Source organism: Myxococcales bacterium, assembly GCA_016712525.1.
Classification (GTDB): Bacteria; Myxococcota_A; Polyangia; order Polyangiales; family Polyangiaceae; genus JAAFHV01.
This window is the reverse complement of sequence record JADJQX010000006.1, coordinates 606,589-625,549: the sequence shown is the minus strand read 5'-3', so window position 1 is coordinate 625,549 and position 18,961 is coordinate 606,589. Positions and strand designations below refer to the sequence as shown.

Annotated in this window: 17 protein-coding genes; 4 read left to right on the top strand and 13 right to left on the bottom strand. The window is 71.3% G+C overall.

The window, feature by feature from the left end:
- The first annotated feature begins 28 nt into the window (after window positions 1–28).
- Window positions 29–1,042 (top strand): D-alanyl-D-alanine carboxypeptidase family protein, encoded by a 1,014-nt coding sequence (locus IPK71_14540; GenBank protein MBK8214953.1) that lies wholly within the window; start codon window positions 29–31, stop codon window positions 1,040–1,042.
- Window positions 1,043–1,067: 25 nt separating this feature from the next.
- Here IPK71_14540 and IPK71_14535 read toward each other — a convergent pair whose 3' ends face one another.
- The 4 genes from IPK71_14535 to IPK71_14520 form a co-directional block, all read right to left on the bottom strand.
- On the bottom strand, window positions 1,068–1,991 hold the full coding sequence (locus IPK71_14535) for a tetratricopeptide repeat protein (GenBank protein ID MBK8214952.1): 924 nt from the start codon (window positions 1,989–1,991) through the stop codon (window positions 1,068–1,070).
- 129 nt (window positions 1,992–2,120) lie between these two features.
- A complete protein-coding gene (locus IPK71_14530; protein MBK8214951.1) occupies window positions 2,121–3,098 on the bottom strand; it encodes an NAD-dependent epimerase/dehydratase family protein in 978 nt (325 codons plus the stop codon).
- A 51-nt stretch (window positions 3,099–3,149) separates the two neighbouring features.
- Window positions 3,150–4,526, bottom strand: coding sequence for a trypsin-like peptidase domain-containing protein (locus IPK71_14525; protein MBK8214950.1), 1,377 nt, complete (start codon window positions 4,524–4,526; stop codon window positions 3,150–3,152).
- A gap of 55 nt (window positions 4,527–4,581) precedes the next feature.
- Window positions 4,582–5,664 (bottom strand): pyridoxal-phosphate dependent enzyme, encoded by a 1,083-nt coding sequence (locus tag IPK71_14520; GenBank protein ID MBK8214949.1) that lies wholly within the window; start codon window positions 5,662–5,664, stop codon window positions 4,582–4,584.
- Between the two features lie 143 nt (window positions 5,665–5,807).
- On the opposite strand from IPK71_14520, the gene IPK71_14515 reads away from it, so the two are divergent.
- Window positions 5,808–6,665: an SDR family NAD(P)-dependent oxidoreductase gene (locus IPK71_14515; GenBank protein MBK8214948.1), complete on the top strand. Its 858-nt coding sequence runs from the start codon at window positions 5,808–5,810 to the stop codon at window positions 6,663–6,665.
- A 12-nt stretch (window positions 6,666–6,677) separates the two neighbouring features.
- On the opposite strand, the gene IPK71_14510 is transcribed toward IPK71_14515, so the two are convergent.
- The 5 genes from IPK71_14510 to rsmD form a co-directional block, all read right to left on the bottom strand.
- On the bottom strand, window positions 6,678–7,724 hold the full coding sequence (locus IPK71_14510; protein MBK8214947.1) for a GNAT family N-acetyltransferase: 1,047 nt from the start codon (window positions 7,722–7,724) through the stop codon (window positions 6,678–6,680).
- Window positions 7,725–7,734: 10 nt separating this feature from the next.
- Complete coding sequence (truA, locus tag IPK71_14505; protein ID MBK8214946.1) at window positions 7,735–8,526, bottom strand: tRNA pseudouridine(38-40) synthase TruA; 792 nt, start codon at window positions 8,524–8,526, stop codon at window positions 7,735–7,737.
- A complete protein-coding gene (locus tag IPK71_14500; protein MBK8214945.1) occupies window positions 8,519–8,761 on the bottom strand; it encodes a hypothetical protein in 243 nt (80 codons plus the stop codon). The genes truA and IPK71_14500 overlap by 8 nt, the downstream gene beginning before the upstream one ends.
- A gap of 44 nt (window positions 8,762–8,805) precedes the next feature.
- A complete protein-coding gene (locus tag IPK71_14495; GenBank protein ID MBK8214944.1) occupies window positions 8,806–9,396 on the bottom strand; it encodes an AgmX/PglI C-terminal domain-containing protein in 591 nt (196 codons plus the stop codon).
- Window positions 9,397–9,477: 81 nt separating this feature from the next.
- Complete coding sequence (rsmD, locus tag IPK71_14490) at window positions 9,478–10,053, bottom strand: 16S rRNA (guanine(966)-N(2))-methyltransferase RsmD (protein MBK8214943.1); 576 nt, start codon at window positions 10,051–10,053, stop codon at window positions 9,478–9,480.
- Window positions 10,054–10,191: 138 nt separating this feature from the next.
- Between rsmD and IPK71_14485 the strand changes: the two genes are divergently transcribed.
- Window positions 10,192–11,382 (top strand): hypothetical protein, encoded by a 1,191-nt coding sequence (locus IPK71_14485; protein MBK8214942.1) that lies wholly within the window; start codon window positions 10,192–10,194, stop codon window positions 11,380–11,382.
- A gap of 27 nt (window positions 11,383–11,409) precedes the next feature.
- Here the strand turns inward: IPK71_14485 and IPK71_14480 are convergent, their stop codons facing one another.
- Both IPK71_14480 and IPK71_14475 read right to left on the bottom strand, forming a co-directional pair.
- Window positions 11,410–12,900 (bottom strand): FHA domain-containing protein, encoded by a 1,491-nt coding sequence (locus IPK71_14480; protein MBK8214941.1) that lies wholly within the window; start codon window positions 12,898–12,900, stop codon window positions 11,410–11,412.
- A complete protein-coding gene (locus IPK71_14475; GenBank protein ID MBK8214940.1) occupies window positions 12,897–15,845 on the bottom strand; it encodes a DUF11 domain-containing protein in 2,949 nt (982 codons plus the stop codon). The genes IPK71_14480 and IPK71_14475 overlap by 4 nt, the downstream gene beginning before the upstream one ends.
- Before the next feature lie 172 nt (window positions 15,846–16,017).
- On the opposite strand from IPK71_14475, the gene IPK71_14470 reads away from it, so the two are divergent.
- Entirely contained in the window at window positions 16,018–16,671 is a 654-nt protein-coding gene (locus IPK71_14470) for a hypothetical protein (GenBank protein MBK8214939.1), read from the top strand.
- 139 nt (window positions 16,672–16,810) lie between these two features.
- Here the strand turns inward: IPK71_14470 and IPK71_14465 are convergent, their stop codons facing one another.
- Both IPK71_14465 and IPK71_14460 read right to left on the bottom strand, forming a co-directional pair.
- Window positions 16,811–18,502 carry a hypothetical protein gene (locus tag IPK71_14465; GenBank protein ID MBK8214938.1) on the bottom strand — a complete coding sequence of 564 codons (1,692 nt, stop codon included), beginning with the start codon at window positions 18,500–18,502 and terminating at the stop codon, window positions 16,811–16,813.
- Window positions 18,503–18,714: 212 nt separating this feature from the next.
- A complete protein-coding gene (locus IPK71_14460; GenBank protein ID MBK8214937.1) occupies window positions 18,715–18,951 on the bottom strand; it encodes a CPXCG motif-containing cysteine-rich protein in 237 nt (78 codons plus the stop codon).
- Between the last annotated feature and the right edge of the window lie 10 nt (window positions 18,952–18,961).

The following is an 18,961-nucleotide window of genomic DNA, read 5'->3' as shown; positions in this document are numbered from 1 at the left end:
GCCTCGATGGTGAAAGGCTCTCGGGATCATGGCCCGCGCGCTCGCCCTGCCCCTCGTCCTCGCTGCCCTCGGCCTCACCTTCGCCGCCGCGGGCTGCGACTCCGAGCCCAGTAGTTCCATCCACGACGACGAGCCCACGGGGGAGGTCTCGAGCGCCCTCGTCGACGGAGATCCCGTCTCGAAGGCCGTCACGGACAGCTGCACCACGGCCTCGGTGAAGGGCCTCGGCACGCAGCTCGTGGGGGAGATCCAGTGCCTGCGGCCGGGCACCATGGCGCGCATCGACGACATCCCCAACACGACGCTCGGGAGCGCTGTTTTTCCCTTCCTCCAGGCCCCCGCGGCCACCTCCCTCCGGGCCGTGGCGAAGACCCGCACGGTGAGGCTCGTCGTCAACTCGGCGCTCCGAACGCTCCCGCAGCAGTACCTCCTCTACCGCTGGTACCAGACCGGGCGGTGCGGCATCTCGCTCGCGGCCTCGCCGGGGCGCAGCAACCACGAGTCGGGCGTGGCGGTCGACGTGAACGACAACGCCGGCTGGCGCGCGGGCTTCCAAGGCAACGGGTGGCGCTGGCTCGGCGCGAGCGACCCGGTCCACTACGACTTCACCGCGGGCGGCGTGAGCCTCACCGGCCTCTCGGTGCGCGCCTTTCAGCGCCTCTGGAACCGCAACAACCCGACCGACACGATCGCCGAAGACGGCCAATACGGCCCGAGCACCGAGAGCCGCCTCGCCAAGTCGCCCATCGGAGGCTTTCGCCTCGGCCCTTCTTGCCCCGACGGAGGCGCGACCGACGCAGGCCCCAAGGTCGACGGCGGCGCCCCGATCGACCCGCCGGATCTCCCGAACAACCCCGCGCCCGAGCCCGACGCCCCCGAGCCCGACGCGATCCCCGAGGGCCAGACCGGCGAGCCCCTCGCGCCCCTCCCCGCCGAGGCGTCGGGCTGCTCGGCCGCGAGGGACGGCTCGGGGCTCGCGCCGTGGGCGATCGGCCTCGGGCTCGGCCTCGTCGTGGCCCGGCGTCGCCGAAATCGCACTTAGTTTCGCGACCTTACGTCACACGCCCTCACGCCGCGCCGCGCGCCTTCTCGGCCCAGGGAGAGAGCGGCGCCGTGGTCGATGCGCGGTACTCGCCGCCCGAGAGCTTCGCGAGCGCGACGACCTTGAGCCACTCGAGCAGCTCGCCCTCGTGGGGCATGAGGTTCGCGCGGAGCATGCCTTCTTCGGCCGAGGCCGCGTCGACACACTGACGAAAGTGCCCATTCTTGTAGGCGAGCAGCGCACCGGCGAAGGCCACCATCGCGCGGGGATCGCGCCGTTGCTCGACCTCGTCGAGGGTGCGGTTCATCGAGGCGGCCCCGAGGCCCATGTGGGAGTCGTCGAAGAACGCGTCGAACACACCCGAGGTGTAGAGCGTGGGGATGGCCTTGTGCGCCTCGCCGAGCGCGGCTCCCGCGCGCGCGACGTCTCCCACGGCCGCGGCAGTAAACGCGGCGTGCCCCTGGCACATGAGCGACATGCGCTTCGCGGCGCGCGTCGCGGCGAACATGGGCAGCGCCCCACGCGCGCGCGTGAAGAGATCGAGGGCCTCGGCGAAGTCCCCGTGGCGCTCGGCGAGGAGGCCTAGGTTGTAGAATGCACGCGAGCGGTAGTCTCCGCGGAAGACGCGGACGAGCGCGTAGTGCGCGAGCTCCTTCGCGCGCATGTCGCCCGCCAGCGCGAGCCGCTCGGACTCACGGAGCCTGTCGGCCGAGCGGAAGATCCAGAACCACACGAGCCCGAGCGCGGTGATGAACCCGACGAACGCGAAGATCCCCCCCGCCGCCACGACCTCGTCCTGGTGCGCCCTGTTCACGAGCTCTACGGCGAACGCGGCCACGCCGGCAAATGCGACGATGGGCCCCAAGAGCCCGCCGAACGTGAGCAGCGAGGGGAGCACCCGAGAGCCAACGTTCGAGCCCGACGACGTGACGAGGTAGCGGTTCTGCACGGAGCCTCCGGGCCGAAGGGTATCACCCGCCGGCCCGAGCACGCGTACGCTTCGTGGGCGCCGGTCCTTCCCTCCCGCCGACTCGTCACGCCGAATCGCCGGTCTTGCTCGAAGGTCGTGACCGTGGCTTCAGAGCCAGCCCTCGGCCTCGTACCAGCGCGCGGTGAGCTTGGAGCCCTCCTCGAACCTCACCTCGGGCTCCCACCCGAGCGCCTTCTTGGTCTCGGCGGGGTCGCACACGAAGTGCTTCTCGAGCATCGCGGCCTTCTCGCGGGTGAGCATCACCGGCTTGTTCGCGGCCTTGCCGTACGCCTCGACGAAGAAGGCCGCCGCCTTGACGACGCCGAACGGGATGCCCTGGCGGAAGAGCGCGCGCGTGCCGAACGCGTGCTCCATGGTCTGCATCATGTCCTTCTGCGTCCATACGTCGCCGTCGGCCACGAAGTACGTGGAGCCGCTCGGCACGTCGGCCGAGATGGCCTTGATGCAGGCCTCGGCGCAGTCGGGCCCGTAGATGAACGTGTACTTTACACTTCCGTCCCCGGTGATCGGGAGCACGCGGCGCTTCACCGAGCGGAAGGCCTCGAGGATCTCGACGTCCCGTGGGCCGTAGATCGCCGTGGGGCGCAAGATGGTCACGGGCAGCCCGTCCTTGAAGTCGAGGCAGGCCTTCTCGGCGAGCAGCTTCGAGCGCCCGTACGCGGTGCAGGGCGCCTCCTGCGACGCTGGCACGGGGCGACCGTCGGCGGAGGGGCCGCTCGCCTCGAGGCTCGAGACGTGCACGAAGCGGCGGAGGCCAGGCGCCTCTTTCCGCGCGGCCTCGAGGATGTTGCGTGTACCCTGCACGTTCGTGGCGAAGAACTCGTCCTCGGTGCGGGCCTTCACGATGCCCGCCGAGTGCACGATGGCCTCGACGCCCTTCACGGCCTCCTCGACGGCCGCGGCGTCCTCGATGGCGCCGTAGGCGTACTCGACGCCGAGCGTGTCGAGGAACTTCTTGTTCGACGACTTGCGCACGAGCACACGCACGTCGTCGCCGCGCTTCTTGAGGCGCTCCGCGACGTGACTCCCGAGAAACCCACTCGCTCCGGTGACCAGGACCTTCATGCCCGGCCTTCTAGCCGTTTTTCGGCCGGCCACGCAGTTCGTCAATCACATTTACCGTTTGACCACGGCGTAGAAGGCCACGTCCTTGCGGCGGAGGCGCACCAGGATCTGCCCGTCGCGCGCGGCGTCCTGGACCTGGACGGCCGTGGGGTCGTTCGTCCCGTCGACCTCGAGCAGCACGTCGCCCACCCGGAGGCCCGCTCTGTCGGCGGCCGACCCGGGGACGACGTTCGCGACGCCCGCGATGGACTTCGCCGGGAGACCTATCGACTGCGCCTGCTCGGGGGTGAGATCCCTCACGGTGAGGCCGAGCCCGCCCTGCTGCGGCATCGGCTGCGACATCGGCAGAGGGGGCACCGCTGCCTCGGGTCGCGGGGTCAGCATGACCTGGCTCGTGTAACGCTTGCCGTCGCGGATCACCTCGATGGGCACCTGCTTGCCCACGTCGTTCGCGATGACCTCTCGGACGAGCTCGCGCCCGTCGTGCACGGACTTCCCGGCCACGCTCGCGATCACGTCACCGGGCTTCAAGTTCGCCTTCTGCGCGGGGCCGTTCGGGGTGATCGAGCTCACGAGCACGCCGGCGCGCGGATCGAGCTTCATGGCCTGCGAGAGCTCGGGGGTGAGATCTTGGATGCCGACACCGATCCAGGCCCGCTCGACCTTGCCCTTCTTGAGGAGCTGCTCGGCCACACGGCGCGCGAGGTTAGCGGGTACGGCGAACCCGATGCCGCTGCCCTTGCCGATGATCATCGTGTTGATGCCCACGACGCGGCCCTCGAGATCGCAGAGCGGCCCGCCCGAGTTGCCTGGGTTGATGCTCGCGTCGGTCTGGAGGTAGTCCTCGATGGCGTTCATTCCGAGCCCGCCGCGCCCCTTGGCGCTCAGCACGCCCGTGGTGACCGAGTACCCGAGCCCGAACGGAGAGCCGATCGCGACCACCCACTCGCCCACGCGGCTCGCGTCCGAGTCGGCGAAGCGCGCGGCGGGGTGCGTGCCCTCGACCTTGATCACCGCGAGATCCGTGGCCGGATCGCGACCGACGAGCTTCGCCGGCAAGAGGCGGCCGTCCTTGAAGCGTACGTTGAGCGAGAGCGCGTTCTCGATGACGTGGTTGTTCGTCAAGATGGCGCCGTCCGTCGTGAAGACGACGCCCGAGCCGGTGCCGCGCGCGATGGGGCTGTCGCTCCCGCGGCCGAAGAGCTTGAGCACGGGATCGGGCTCGTCCTTCGCGGTCACGTCGATCTGCACGACGCTCGGGCTCACCTTGTCGGCGACCTGGACGAACGCGTCGGAGAGCTTCCGCGCCTCGGCGGGCGTCTGCGGGGTCTCTCGAGGCTGCGCGTGCGACACGTGTGGCACGAGCGCCCCGGCGAGGCTGAGGGAGAGCACGAGCGAGAGGGCGACGAAGGGTGTGCGAGACCGCATGCCGAAGGTGTACGCGGCGCCGCAAAAAACTCCAAATTCGGGGAAATTCCGGCCGCTAGGCCACGGTGGGCCGGGTCCACACCCACGCGAGGGACTTGGGCACGAGCGCCCGGCCGCCGTGGTGCTCGGGGAGCGTGGCGGAGAGCGTGTTCCAGAGCAAAAACGACTTTTTGGCGTACTTCGGGTGGGCCACGAGCGCGCGTAGCCCGGCGAGGGCCTTGCCGCTGTAGGTGACCTCGCCGCGCGTGCCCGTGAGCACCTCGAGCTGCTCGGCGCCTTCGACGGCCTCGGGCGTCGGGTAGCCGTACCCCTCGCCGATCGCGCCGTGGTAGAGCGAGTACGAGACGCGGCGCGCGCAGTCGGGGAAGCGAGGCGCGCGCGCACGGAGGAACCTCGACGTGGCGCGCACGAGGCGATCGATCGTGACGTGGTTCGCGACGAAGCGCGAGGTGATGCGCACACCGACGACCTCGGTCTCCCAGCCGAGCATCGCGCAGCCGAGCGCGAGCGCCGCGAGGGTGCCCGAGCTGCCCGTGGGGAGCACGATCACGTCGGGCCGCTCGGCCTCGCCGCGCTCGACCTGACGCCCGAGCTCGAGCATCGCGTCCACGTACCCGACGTTCGCGAGCGGGCCCGACGCCCCCGGAAAAATGAAGTAATTTCCGGAACTTTTGGCCATCGCCCGCACCGCACGGTAGGCCGTCTCGGCGTACCCTCCGCCGTACACGAGCTCGGCGCCGCCCTTCGCGTAACCCGCGACCTGCATGCGCGCGAACGTCGTGAGGGGCTGGTCGAAGAGCACGGCACGCACGCCGAGGCCGAGCTCTCGGCCGAAGAGCACCGTCGCCATGACCTGCGTCGACGCGATGCCGCCGACCGTGACGAGACGGCGTGCCCCACGCGCGAGCGCATCCCCCAAGACGAGCTCGTACCGACGCACCTTGTTGCCTCCGTAGAGGCTCGAGATGCGATCGTCGCGCTTCATGGCCACGCCCTCGCGGCGGCCGAGGTAGCCGGCGATCGCCGAGCACGGTTCGACCGGCGTGGGGACGTCGCACAGAGGCACGAACGGGAGGGCCCGCGCGAGGCTCGGGTACGCGTCGAAGAGGAGCGGGGTCCGCGTGGCGTTCGGCAGCACCCCTCGAGGCTACCAAAGGGCTACGAGGCTTGCCCGAGCGAGCGAGCGCCCACCCGTCCAACGGAGTCGCTCACGGATCTTTACGAGCCACCTCTTCGCCTCTCCCCTTCCCTCGCCGGGCCCGGTGGATAGAGTGCCGCCCCATGCAGAGCCTCTCCGGGAAGACCTTCTTCGTCACGGGCGCCAACACCGGCATCGGGAAGGCCACCGCCTTCGAGCTCGCGCGCCGCGGCGGCCATGTCGTGCTCGCGTGCCGCTCGGAGGACAAAACACGGCCCGTGATGGCCGAAATCGAGGCCGCGGTGCCGGGCGCGAAGCTCGACTTCGTGAGCCTCGACCTCGGGAGCCTCGACGCGGTCGAGCGGTGCGCCAAGGCCTACCTCGACTCGGGCGCGCCCATCGACGTGCTCGTGAACAACGCGGGCCTCGCCGGGTCGACCGGCACGACCAAAGACGGCCACGAGATCACCATCGGGACGAACCACGTGGGCCCGTTCCTGCTCACCGAGCTGCTCTTGCCTCGCCTCCGCGAGGCCCCCGAGGCGCGCGTCGTCAACGTGGCGAGCCGCGCCCACTTCCGGCAGAAGGCCCTCGACGTCGGCATGATCCGCCGCCCAGCCTCGTCGGCCGCGGGCTCGTTCGCGTACTACGCCCAGTCGAAGCTCATGAACGTGCTGCACGCGAAGGCGCTCGCCGAGGCGCTGCGAGGCACGAAGGTGACGACCTACTCGCTCCACCCCGGCGTCGTCGCGTCCGACGTATGGCGCAAGGTGCCTTGGCCGTTCCGCGGGCTCATCAAGCTCTTCATGGTCACGAACGAAGAGGGCGCGAGGACCCAGCTCCGATGCGCCACGGATCCCTCGCTCGCGAGCGAGTCGGGCCGTTATTACGACGCCGAGCGTGAGCGCACGCCCAGCCAGGTCGCGCTCGATCCGCGCGCGAGGGACGAGCTCGACGCGTGGTCGCGGGAGCTCGTCAAGAAGCACCTCGAGAACGCGTAACCCCTGTAGTTTTCAGACGTTACGGAGGGCCACACGCGACCATGGCACGGCCCCCGTCGCGAGCGCGGCGCGGGTCGTGTCGGTCTCGAGCCCGGGCAGATCCACGATCTCGAGGTGCTCGGCGCCGGCGAGGCACGCGAGCCTGCCCGCGAGCTGGACGAGCGCCGGGAAGAGCAGGTACGGCGAGGTGGTCGCGTCGAACGAGGGGCGCGAGAGCACGGCGCGCACCCCGGGCACGAAGGGAGGCTCGAGCGTCGCGAAGACGAGGGTCGCCGAGGCGCGCGGCACGTTCCTGCGATCGACCACGACCACCTCGGCCGGATCGGTCGGCGCACGCCGCGTGGCGTTGCCGAGGTGGAGCGCGATCGCGTCGACCAACGCCGCGTCGAGCGCCCGAGGGCCGTCGAAGCGGGAGTCGCCCACGAGGCGCCGCCGCTCGGCGAGGTTCGCGTCGAGGAACGCGAGGGGCAAGGCATCTTCGGGCACGGCCACGCGCCCGACGAACCCGGGAGCCGGAGCCTGCGCGCGCGCCGACGACGTCGCGACCCGCACCGAGTGCACCGGCATGACGAAGCCGAGCTTGCGGTAGAACGCCATCGCCGGGTTCGCGTCGAGCACCTCGGCCGCGAGCACCGCCGGGGCGCCATGCAGGGCGTGCCGCGCGACGTTCGCGAGCTCGTCGAGCAGGGCACGGGCCGCCCCGAGGTGCCGCGCGTCCTCGGCGACCACGAGCGATCGCACCTCGCACGTCCATTTCGTCTTGGGGCTCTCGCCGTGCCGATCGATCCAGCCCTCGACCTGGCCTACGGCGATCGAGTCTTCGCCGGGCGAATCGCCGACGGCGGCCACGAGGTGCACGTGACGACCATGGAGCGGAGAGCTCCCGCGCGCGCGGGCCTCGTCGGACAGGCGCTGGGCGAGGTCGTCGTAGACGCGGGGGTCGGTCGAGCCGGGGTAGCTCCCCCACGACTCGTGGACGTCCCAGAGGACCTTCCACAGCCCCGCGAGGCGGCGCCCGTCGGTCGGGCGCGGGGCTCGCACGTGGACGCGGGGGCTCACCGTCCGAGCCTCAGCCCGGCCAGGGCGCCGAGGCCCCCTCGGGTAGCGCGAGCTCGACGTGCTCGAGGCAGAGCCCCTCGGGGGGCGCCGTCTGCCCGAGGTCCCGGCGATCGAGCGACGCGAGGGCGCGCGCGAAGGCCCCCGGCGCGAGGTGCCCTCGCCCGACATCGACCAGCGTGCCGACCACGATACGGACCATGTTGTAGAGGAACGCGCTCCCCTCGATGGCGATCGCCACCTGCCGAGGGTCGCGCGGGTCGACCTCGATCTCGAGCCGCTTCACGTCGCGGACGGTCACCTCGCGCTCGTCGCCCGCGCTCCGGAACGCGGCGAAGTCGTGGGTCCCGAGCACGGCCTCGCACTCGGCGCGCATGGCCTCGAGCGACACGTCCCATCCCACGCGCCACGACCTGTCGGCGAACGCGGGATCGCGCACCTTGTCGAGCAGGAGGCGGTACCGGTAGCGCTTCCACAAGCTCGAAAATCGTGGGTTATATCCAGGACTTACAGAACGCGCCGCCCGCACGGCGAGGGTGTCGGGGAGGTGCTTGTTGAGGGCGAGCACCCAGCCCCGCGGGGGCACCGGGAGGCGCGCGTCGAACGCGACCTTCTGGTCTTCGGCGTGAACGCCGGCGTCGGTGCGGCTCACCCCTCGTGTGGTCGAGGCGCGCGGATCGATCGCGAGGATGGCGCCGCGGAGCTCCCCCTCGACGGTCCGAGCCTCCTTCTGGATCGCGAAGCCCGAGAAGGTGGTGCCTCGGTACGCGACGTCGAGGAGGACACCGAAGACCGGCTCATCCACCGAAGGTCCCTGCGTCTTGCGGCAGGTTGGTCGTCGCGTCGGGGAGCTTGGCCCCTCGATCGGGCGGGCCGAGATCCTCGCTCGAGAGAGGCGGCTGCGCGACACACACGCGCCCCGAGCACGCGCTCGAGAGGCAATCGTCGTCGCGGAGGCACTCGTCGCCGAGAGGCCGGCGGGTCTCTCCGCAGGCCGCCGCGACGGCGAGGAGGAGCGCGCACGACGCGACGAGCCTCACGCCTCCCGCGAGGGAACGAGAGCCACGCGCCGGCGCGCCCCGCATCACTTGTTCCTGAGCGAAATCGGGACGTTCACGTCGACGCAGCCGCCCCTCGGGGCGGGGTACGCGCCGTTGCGCATGGCGTTCGCGATGCACTGAGCGACCGCCTGGTTGCCCGTGGAGTTCGAGGCGACGCCGGCCGAACAGGCCGCGCCGTTCGTGCCGATGCGGAGGGCGATCGTGACGCCGCCCGAGAGCGTGCTGTCGGTCGCGAGCGCCTGGTCGTAGCACTTGTGGGCCGCCTTCGCGCGGAACGCGAGCATCGACTCCATGTCGCCCGCGGGCGAGCCGGCGCACTTCTTGACCTCGCAGCCGTACGTCTGAGGCCCGCTCTGCACGACCTTCGGGCCCGTCTCGGGGCCCGCGTCCTCGACGGGGGGCGGGAGCGGGATGTCGTCCTCGACCTTGCGCGGCGGCGGCGCGTACGACGCGGTGGCCGACGGAGGAGGAGGCGGCGGCGGCGTGGGATCGCTCTTCGACTTCTGCCAGAAGATCACACCACCGATGAGGAGGAGGAGCACGACTGCGATGGCGTAGTACTTGCCGTTACCGGAGGGAACGCCCGCAGCGGGGGGCGTAGACGGAGAGCTCATGTCCTAGGGTCCTCGATCGGGATGCGCGGTTTCCACGGGCCTCGAAACCGCCCAAGTATACAGGGCTCGGCGCGTCATCCTTCAAGTTTGCGAAAGGCCCACGTCGCTGGGGAGGAGGAGCGACAGCGCGGTGTCGCCATAAACCCTCGTATCTTCTAAAGAAAATCCCTCGATCGTGGGGCACGGATCGGCCGACGCGTGCTCGAGGACCACCCGGGCCCCGGGCGCGAGCCGAGACGGCAAGCGCGCGACGACGGCGGCAGCGGCAGCGAGGTCGGCGTAGGGAGGATCGAGGAAGACGAGGTCGAACGGGCCCGCGAGGCGCGGGTCGGCGAGGGCCTTGTCGCAAGGGGCCGAGAGGACCGTGACCCGCGAGGAGAGCCCGAGCTCGCTCACGTTCTCGCGAATCGCCGACAGGGCCTCGCGCGATTTCTCCACCAGCACGGCGCGCCCCGCTCCTCGAGAGAGCGCCTCGAAGGCGAGGGCCCCCGTGCCCGCGTACAGATCGAGCACCGCCGCGGGGCCGTCGTCGAAGGTGCCGCGCGACACGAGGATGGAGAAGAGCGCCTCGCGCACCCGATCCTGCGTGGGTCGGGTGGCCTGCGACCGCGGGGCCACGAGCCTCCGCGATCTCAGCTCTCCGCCGGTGATGCGCATGCCGCGCACGGTACACCATGTGCGGCGCTTCCCGACAACGAACGGGCCTCGGCGCGGCGCTTTCGTAGCGCGCGCGGAGGGCGACGGCACATTGGCTCGACGGCACGAAGGCCGGCACGGTAACCTCGCCGAAGGTCTATGAAAGCTCGCCACCTCTTCGCGCTTCCCGTCGTGCTCGGCTTGACCCTCGCCCCCCTCGCGGCCCACGCCGACGGGCCCGCTCCCACGCCGGGCACCATCGCCGTGCTCGGCATCGACTCGGACGAGGTGCAAGACCAAGCCGACGCGCTCGCCGAGGCCCTGAAGGTCCGCGCGCGAAAGGCGCCGGGGTGGGTGCTGCTCGACAAGAGCCCTTCGCTCGGCTCGCTCACGACGTCCCTCAAGTGCTCCGCCAAACCCGACACGAGCTGCCAGCAGCGCATCGCCGACACGCTGAAGAGCGACAGGTACGTGTGGGGCGTGATGAGCAAGGCCGGCGGCGGCGGGCAGGTGAACGTGGAGCTTCACCTCTTCCGCCGCGGAAAGCCCGACTTCGTCATCCGCGAGACCTATTCGGACATGCTGAAGGACCACAACGACGCGAAGCTCCAAGGGCTCGCCCAGAGGCTCTTCGAGGAGCTCACGGGCACGAGCGCGGGCCGGCTCGTCGTCACCGCCGGCACGGGCGGCGGCGAGGTGATCGTCGACGGCGGGCGCAAGGTCCCCCTCGAGAAGGGCAAAGCGTCGATCGAGCTCCCGAGCGGGCACCACACGATCGAGATCGTGGTCCCGGGGTCGGGCCGTCGCGCCAAGCAGGTCGACATCCAAAACGGAGCCGAGGTCGTCATCGACGTCGACGTGGCGGCTCCTGGCGAGCCGCCCGCAAAGTCCACACCTTTCCCTACCCGGACGGTGGTGGGCGGTGGCCTCCTCGTCGTGGGCGGCGCGCTCGCCGTCACGAGCGTCGTCTTCGGCGCGAAGTGGATCGGCCTGAAGGGCGAAGAGTCCGATTTGAAGGCCGAGCTCGAGGCCGCGCGTGGGAAGGCCACCTCCAACAACGACTACCGCGGCGGTGACCCGTGCTCGGACGCGAACCTCCAGCGCAACGTCGCGGGCGGCACGCTCACGCCCCCGACCGGCCTCTCGTACTGCGACAAGGACCGCTCCGCCGTCACGTCGAGCGCGCTCGCGATCGGCTTCGGGGCGGGCGCGCTCGTCGCGGGCGGCATCGGCGCGTACCTCCTCTTCACGAAGCCCGCGACCGAGCCCACCACGGCGTCCCGCTCGAACCTCGGGGTGCAGCCGATCTTCGGCACCACGAACGGGCTGTCGCTGAGCGGCTCCTTCTGAGCTGATCGGGTCGAAGGCGGCGCGAGCCTACTCGGGCTCGCGAGGGCCGAGCTTGGGATCGACGATGTCGAGGTCGGCCGAGCGCACGAGGCGATAACCACGCTGGGTGCGCTCGACGTGTCCTTCGAGGCCGACGCGCCGCAGGGTCGACATGGCGAGGTACACGCGAGCCGCCGAGGCCAGCGGATCGGCCGCCTCGCCCGGCCAGCCGCAGCCGAACAGGTCGGCCACGGGGACGGCCTCCCACGGCGTCGCGAGCGCGGCGTCGACGAGGAGCGCGACCATCGACCTCAGCGCACGGCGCCCACGCAGGTGCACTCGCTCGCGCTCGACCTGCACGTAGGTGCCGTCGCGGGCGATCTTCGCCGGGCGCATGGCGACCTTCGGCGTCTCGTCCTCGTCGTCGTCGTCGGGATCGGCGACGACCATTTCGGTCATGTCCCCGCCGATGGCGACGTACCCGAGACACGCGTCGAGCTGGGCGAAGAGCCCGCGCACGTTGTCGGGATAGGCCGTCTTTCCCATGGCACGCGCCAAGACCTGTTGGTCCATGGGCACGTCGTCGAGCTCCGTGGAGCTGCCCCGGACGAGCTTGGCGACGAAGTCACGCGTGAGGTCGGGGGCGCTCGCGCCGAGCGGAGCCAGGAAGTGGCGCACGAGGAGCGGGATGTCCTCGCGGCGCGCCTCGAGCGGTGGGACTTCGATGGGGACGACGCCCTGAAGGATTTGTGCGTAGTCGTCGAGGTCGGACGCGAGGTCCATCGGAGACTGGCGCGAGCAGACGACGACCCGAATCCCTCGTTCGCGCGACAGCCCGAGCACGCTCGGGATCTTGCGGACATCGTCTCGGGAGGCGCGGTCGATGGAGTCGACCACGAGGGTGCCTCCGAAGCACTCGGCGAGCGAGCCGTCGTCGCGAAGGAGCTCGGCGAGCACCCGGGAGATCTCCCCCGGCCGATCGCACGGAGCGACGACGAGAGCGCCTTTTCGCCGGGAGAGCAGGTGGAGCTCTTCGGCCGCGAGGCTCTTCCCGGCGCCGGCGGGCCCATGCACGATGACGGGCTTGTCGAGCTTCGCGACGGCCTCGAGCGCGTCGACGTGCGACGTGATCGCCTCGGAGGTCCCGACGATGCGCGTATGCGACGGCCTCGTGCGACGCGGCACTGCAGGGTCGACGATGAACGCGAACTCGCCGATCTCGAGCACGTCGCCCGCCGCGAGCACGGCCCGCGCGACCCGCTCACCGTTGACGAGGACGCCGTTGGTGCTGCCGAGATCCTCGACCTCGAAGAGCCCCTTGTCGGCCGAGAGCCGCGCGTGACGGCGGGAGAGCAGCCGATCGGAGGCTGCGTCGTCGGGGAGCCCCGGGAGACCGCGCCCCACCTCGATGGCACGATCGACCACGATTCGCGCGCCGAGGCTCGCTTCGGTGGGGGCGTGCAGCACGACGACCGAGTGTCGGAACGGCGGGCGCTCCGACACGGGCCTCTCTGGAGTGGGCGGCGGCGAGATCGTCATCGAGTCGAGGTGTCTCGTTCGCGGCGGCGGCGTGACAAGAACGCCGCGAGCCCCGCACCGAGCGCGAGCCCCAGGCTACCGCGTGGGACGTCCCTCGTGTGGGACATGTCGCACGCACATCCACTCACATCACCCGAATCTTGTGCAACTTCGGGAGGTTGCGCTCCAGAATCGGCGGCGGCGTCCGGGGCGCTCGGGCCCGCATCTTCGACGCGAGGCGGGTCGGCCGCGTCGGCGCCGGCGTCACGAACGGGGTCGACACAGGCTCCGCGCTCGCTGTCACGCGAGGTGCACACCTTGGGAGGCGCACATCCGTTGCCCCCTTGGCCTCGGCAACCGTCTCCGCACGTGCCCGTCCGCTCGTCGCAGACGCGGCCGCTCGCTGGCCCGCCGCAATCCGTGTCGACACGGCACTCGCCGCACGTGCCCGAAGGTGCGCAGATGCCCGAGCGACACACGGACGCGAGCGTGCACGCCTCGCCCTTGGGCAAGCCGCATTTCGCGTCGCGCTGGAAGCAGACTCCGCTGCGGCACACGGCGTCGTTCGTGGGCGGGCCGCACGGCTCGGCGTTCGGGAGACCGCAGCGATCGTCGGGCTCGAAACACGAGGCGGAGAGGCACGCCCGCGCCCCGTTCTGCGGGGAGCACTCCCCCGAAATGGGCGCGACCGGAGAGAGAGGGTCGCCGTTCTTCGCCTTGGGCGTGCACGAGCCCGCGGCGCAAAACTCGGTCGTGCGGCAGTCGGCGTCGACCGTGCACACGGCGCCGCACGAGCCCGTGGTCAAGTTGCAGATGGGGCCGGCGCGGCCCACACAATCGGCGTTCGATGAGCACTTCCCGCACGCGCCGGTGGCCCCGCAGAACGGGAGCGTGGACGCGGGGCAGGCCTTGGGACCCGCCGAGCCGAAGTCGCTCGTACACCCTTCGCAGACGTTCGACGTGGTGCATACCGGGCGCGCGCCCGTGCACTCTTGGGACGTGGCGCACTCGACGCACTGCCCGGCCTTCGCGCCGGCGACGAGGCAGACCGGCGCCGTGACCTTGGGGCAGGCGCGGCTCGACGCGGCGCCGTAGTCGGCGAGGCAAGGGGCGCACGAGCCCGAGACCGTGTTGCACGTGGGCGACGCGGCCGTGGTGCAGCGCGAGACGTTGACGGCCGTGCACTCGCTGCACGCGCCACGGGCCGCACCTTGGGTGTTGCACGCGGGCCGCGTGGCGTCGATGCAGGGCTGAGAGGCGCCCGACGCGAAGTCCCCGTTGCAGACCTCGCAGGCGTAGGGGCGCGTGCGTGAGCAGCGTGTCCCCGGGCACTCGGCGTCGAGCGCGCACGTGTCGACGGGCACGGCCGTAGCTTCGGGGAGACCTCCGTCGCCCGAGTCGCTCGCCCACTCGTCGCGCGGCGAGCCATGGAGGCCGCGGCCCGCGACCTTGGCTTGGTTCGTGAGGACCTGCCCGCCCTGCCCCGCCGCGACGGTGGCGCGGAAGCGGACCGTCTGCGACTCGCCGATGGCGAGCGAGCCGCCCTTGGTGCCGTCGGCGCCCGCGCCGAGCCGCACGACGAGCGTGCGCGAGGCCGTGTCGAAGTCGACACCATCGGAGTCACGGGCGTCCGTCTTCGTACCGGAGAGCGGGCCGTTCACGACGGACGTCGAGCCCGCGACGTAGGTGAACCCGATGGGGAGGACGTCGGTCAGGGTGACGTCGAGGGCGTCGTCGTTCCCGGTGTTCCGCACGGTGAGCTCGAACTCGACCGTGTCGCCGACGAAGACGGCGTCCCCCGGTCGGCTCACGATCGGGCGCACGGTCTTCGTGGTGGACGAGAGGTCCGGTGCGAGGGTGGAGATGCTGGTGACGAGCGCGCCGATCGCGTACTTGTCGCTCGTCGAGCTCGCGGTGATCGTGGCCGAATCGTCCCCTGCTCGCACGAGGGGCGTGATGTCGAGCACGTCCATGTCGAACCCGCTCATGCTGCGCGCGCCGCCGGTCTGACGGGGCAAATCGCCCGGGACGCTCACGGGCAAGCCGAACACCGAGCGGGTGCCGTTGAACAGGTTCGAGGAGGGGTTCAGGGCGTCCCCGAGGAGCGTGGGCGCCGCGGCGCTCTTCGACTTGAAGGCGAGCGAGTCGCCCGTGCCGCCGTCGTCGCCTTCGTACGCGAGCACGCCGAGCTTGGCATCGAACCCCATGGTGGGCACGAGGAAACCCGCGAGGTTGACCGTGGCGCTCGCGCCCAGATCGACGAACGTGAGGCCGTCGAAGAGGGTGACGTTACGGACCGGCTCCGAAGGGCTGTCGTACACGACGACGAGCGTCCACCCGGCGAAGGCGTCGTTGATCGTCTGGTCGACCACGGGTTGCGAGTCGAACCCCGACACCCGATACGTCCCCGGTCCCTGCGCGCGCACGAGGGCCGTCACGTCGGCGGTATTTTGATAATACACGTTTCCGCCGGCCGGCACCGTGAGCGACTCGTCGGCGTTCACCGTCGCTTGGAAGCCGCCGGGGCGGTCGAGCACCACCGTGCGCTTCGCCGGAGCCGCGAGGAGCGTGGCGGCCCAGTAGAGCTGCGCGTGCACGATGCGGGCGCCCGCGGGGACCTCGACGTTCCGTCGCGCACCCGTGCCAAGCACCGCCGAGCTCCGGGCGTTGGCGAGGGTGACGGAGGAGCTCGCGGTGGCCTGGCCGTTCGCCGGGTCCTCGCTGCGCCAGAAGACGTCGTACGCCGAGTCGGCCGTGTTGAGGCCACACGCGCCGACGGTGCCGACGACGGGCGCCGGAGCGGCCTGAGACCCGGTGCGGCACTCTTGCCCGAGCGTGTTGCCGACGAGCACGAAGTCGCCGTGGAGGTTCCACTGCCTGCGGAGCTTCGGGGCTGCCTCTGCGGCCGACGGGGCGAGCGCCCCGAGCGTGAGGGCCGCGACCGCGACCCCGAGCGATTTCCTCATGAACCGAGCTCCTGACGTGCGCGGGTTCGCGCCGCGCGCGCTATAGCAACGAGCGGCGGGGTCGGCCACGACAACCTCGGCCTTTTTTTCGGGCGGATCGTGCGTTCCCCAGCTCCTCCGTCCCGGGGAAAGACGGTGGCACGGTTCGCTCGAAACGTGCTACACGGAGCGCATGTGGATCACGGCCACCGGGTGTGCTCTCGGGCTCGCGGCCGGCATGCGGCACGCGCTCGAGCCCGATCACCTCGCGGCGGTGTCGGCGCTGGTCACCTCGAACCGCGAGGGCGAAGGCAGCCTCGGGCCGAAGGTGGTCACGCGGTACGCCGCGGCGTGGGGCGCCGGGCATGCCCTCGTGCTCGTGCTCGTGGGCGCGGCCCTGTTCGCGGCCCGGGCATCCATGCCCGAGCGCCTCTCGGATGCCTTCGAGCTGCTCGTAGCCCTCATGCTGGTCGTCCTCGGCGCGCGGGGGCTCCGGCGTCACGGCCTCCCCCACGCGCACCCGCACGTGGGTGCAGACCGATCGACGGGGGCGCTCCCGTTCGTCGTAGGGCTCACCCACGGGCTCGCGGGGAGCGGCGCGCTGGTCGCGGCGATCGGCGCGGCCCAACCGTCGCCGGCGCTGGGCCTCTTCACGATGGCGCTCTACGGCGTGGGCGCCGGCCTCGGCATGGTGCTGCTCGCGGGGGTCTTCGGCCTCACGTTGGGTCGTGCGGCTAGCGGCAGGGCCAAGGTGCTCGGCGGCCTGTCGGTGGCGACGAGCCTCGCTTCGGTGGTGCTCGGCATCGCCTGGGGTGCGCCCATCGTGCAGCGCCTCGCCGGCGCGTAACCGGTTCCGTCCGATAGCACCGCCGGCGGTGCTTCGCGGCATCGCCGGTGATGCTTCTCGACGAGCGTCCGATGGTCGAGGCGAGACACGCTAACGACCGAGGCGGGCGCGGCGCTTCCCCAAATGCCGCGCGCTCGGATCAGAGAGCGCCGTTCAGAAGGTCACCGAGCCCCGAGACCGCAGGAGCCGCTGGCTCGGGCGCGGGAGCGGGCGCGGGCCCTGGCAACGACTTCGGCCCTTCGTCGTCCGCCGGCTTGGCAGCTTTCGGCGCGGCTTTGGGCGCGGCCTTCGGTGCGCTCGGACGCGAGCCACCTTTTGCGGCCTTGGGGGCTGGCGCGGCGGGCGCAGCGGGCGCCACCGACGCAGCAGGGACAGCGGCCGCGGGAGCCACCGAGACCGCAGGGACAGCAGGCGCGACGGCCGTCACCACCGGGGCGACCGGCGCATTCACGACCGGAGGCGGCGCGACGACGGCCGGCGCGCTCACGACCGGAGGCGGCGCGACCGCGGCGGTGGGAGCCGTACGCGGCCCGAGCACGTAGTAGCCCGCGAGCACGGCCGCCACGAGGACGGCCGCGAAGAGGAGGACGCCCGAGACGCCCCCCGCTTTCTTCTCGGAGCGCACGTCGGCGGAGATGCCCACCGAGCCGGACTCGGCGTAGGGCGCGGCCTGCGCGTGGAGAGGCGCTTGAGCGTACGCGGCCCCCGGTGGGTACGACGCGGCCGCGGGGTACCCCGGGGCAGCGTAGGCGGGCGACGGGTGGTAGGAGTGGGGCATCGCGTAGGGCGCCTGGCCCATCGGTGCGCCCACGGCGGCGGGCGGGAAGGACGGACCGGCCGCCTTCAGCTTGGTGTGCGGGCTCACCGGCGCGAACCCGCTCGCCGTGACCACCGCGACCCCGGCGTGGGGAAGCGCCGCCTCGTACGCGGCACGAGGCGAGAGAGGTGCGTGGACGGCCCGCACCTCGAGCGACTCGGGGCGAAGGTCGGCGACGGGCGAGCCGTCGTCCTCGAAGGCCACGTCGACCGGGGGCACGGGCTCGTCCTCGTCGTCGAAGCGGACGAGCGTACGCGCGGGCCCGAGGAACGCCGTCTCGCCGGTCTCGAGGGGCGCAGGGATCTCGTGGGCCGCGAGCAGGCCCCAATCCTCGTTGCCTCGGAAGGCCTGGAGCTCGGGGTGCGAGACCTCGTGCGCGCGCGCCGGAGGCATGTCGAGCTCGGACACCGTCTCGGGCTCTTCGTCGTCGACGAGGTCATCGTCCCCGAGCTCGTCCGCGCGGTAATCGACAGAGTCTACGAGCTCGAGCACCGGCACCCGATCACGCTCGAGCGTGGCCGAGAGGCGCCTCACTTGCTCGAGGGCAGCCGGCGAGACCTGAATCGTCGAGCGCGCCTGCGGGAGCGGCTCGGGCCGCGTGAGCGTGGGGGACGTCTCGATCTCCTCGCTCGGCGACAAGCCCGCTCGCGCGAAGAGCTCGTTCCGTTCGAGGCGGTTCGTCTGCGCCTCGAACAGGTCGGCGGCCGGGATGCGCCCGCGGCGGTTGAACCGCAGCACGGACTTGACCTCGGTCACGCCGGGGACGCTCGCGTCGTCGTCCGACGGACGCACCTCGGTGAGAGACAGGTCGTCGTCGTCGAGGGGGCGCGCGGCGAGCTGCGGCACGACGGGCATCGGCGGCAACGTGGCGCGGCGCAGCGTGGGCGGGACTTCGCCCGGAGGGAGGGTGCGCCGCGGCGGCGAGGGGACGGGCGGGAGCGACGAGGCCGGACGAGGACGAAGCGTCGGCCGCTTGGGCTCGATACCTCGTGGGCTCGTGGAGTTACGGCTCATCGTACGGTCCATTGATGCACGAAGCGTGCGCAAAGGAAAGCCGCGGATTGTCCGAAGAATGCCCCGTGACTGGGGGCCCGTTCATCCATCCCTGGGCAAGGCCGCGTCCATGACGCCGGAGGTCGGCCTGGTCCGGCCCGAGAAATCGAAGGGATCGGGCCAAGGACGAGCGCGGCCCGCACCACCTCCGAGCCGGATCGCGGAGCGCGTGTTCAGCCGTCGTCCTTCTCGAGCCAGAGGGACGGCTCGCCCTCCTCGTTCGCCTCGACGTGCACGATCGAGGGCCGGCAACACACGACGCAGTCCTCGACGTACGTTTGGCGCCTTCCACCGGACACGTCGAGCGTGACCTCGGTGGTCTCTCCGCAGAACGGGCACGAGGCCGGTAGGGTGCTCGGCCAGAGCGCGGCGAACTTCGCAGGGTTCCGGCTCTTCGGCTTCTTTTCCATGGTCGCCTCC

Coding starts and splice junctions, on each gene's coding strand:
- IPK71_14495 (MBK8214944.1), bottom strand. CDS start 9,396: ATGAGCTCTCCGTCTACGCCCCCCGCTGCGGGCGTTCCCTCCGGTAAC.
- IPK71_14470 (MBK8214939.1), top strand. CDS start 16,018: ATGTGGATCACGGCCACCGGGTGTGCTCTCGGGCTCGCGGCCGGCATG.
- IPK71_14460 (MBK8214937.1), bottom strand. CDS start 18,951: ATGGAAAAGAAGCCGAAGAGCCGGAACCCTGCGAAGTTCGCCGCGCTC.
- IPK71_14485 (MBK8214942.1), top strand. CDS start 10,192: ATGAAAGCTCGCCACCTCTTCGCGCTTCCCGTCGTGCTCGGCTTGACC.
- IPK71_14540 (MBK8214953.1), top strand. CDS start 29: ATGGCCCGCGCGCTCGCCCTGCCCCTCGTCCTCGCTGCCCTCGGCCTC.
- IPK71_14515 (MBK8214948.1), top strand. CDS start 5,808: ATGCAGAGCCTCTCCGGGAAGACCTTCTTCGTCACGGGCGCCAACACC.
- IPK71_14530 (MBK8214951.1), bottom strand. CDS start 3,098: ATGAAGGTCCTGGTCACCGGAGCGAGTGGGTTTCTCGGGAGTCACGTC.
- rsmD (MBK8214943.1), bottom strand. CDS start 10,053: ATGCGCATCACCGGCGGAGAGCTGAGATCGCGGAGGCTCGTGGCCCCG.
- IPK71_14475 (MBK8214940.1), bottom strand. CDS start 15,845: ATGAGGAAATCGCTCGGGGTCGCGGTCGCGGCCCTCACGCTCGGGGCG.
- IPK71_14525 (MBK8214950.1), bottom strand. CDS start 4,526: ATGCGGTCTCGCACACCCTTCGTCGCCCTCTCGCTCGTGCTCTCCCTC.
- IPK71_14465 (MBK8214938.1), bottom strand. CDS start 18,502: ATGAGCCGTAACTCCACGAGCCCACGAGGTATCGAGCCCAAGCGGCCG.
- IPK71_14480 (MBK8214941.1), bottom strand. CDS start 12,900: ATGACGATCTCGCCGCCGCCCACTCCAGAGAGGCCCGTGTCGGAGCGC.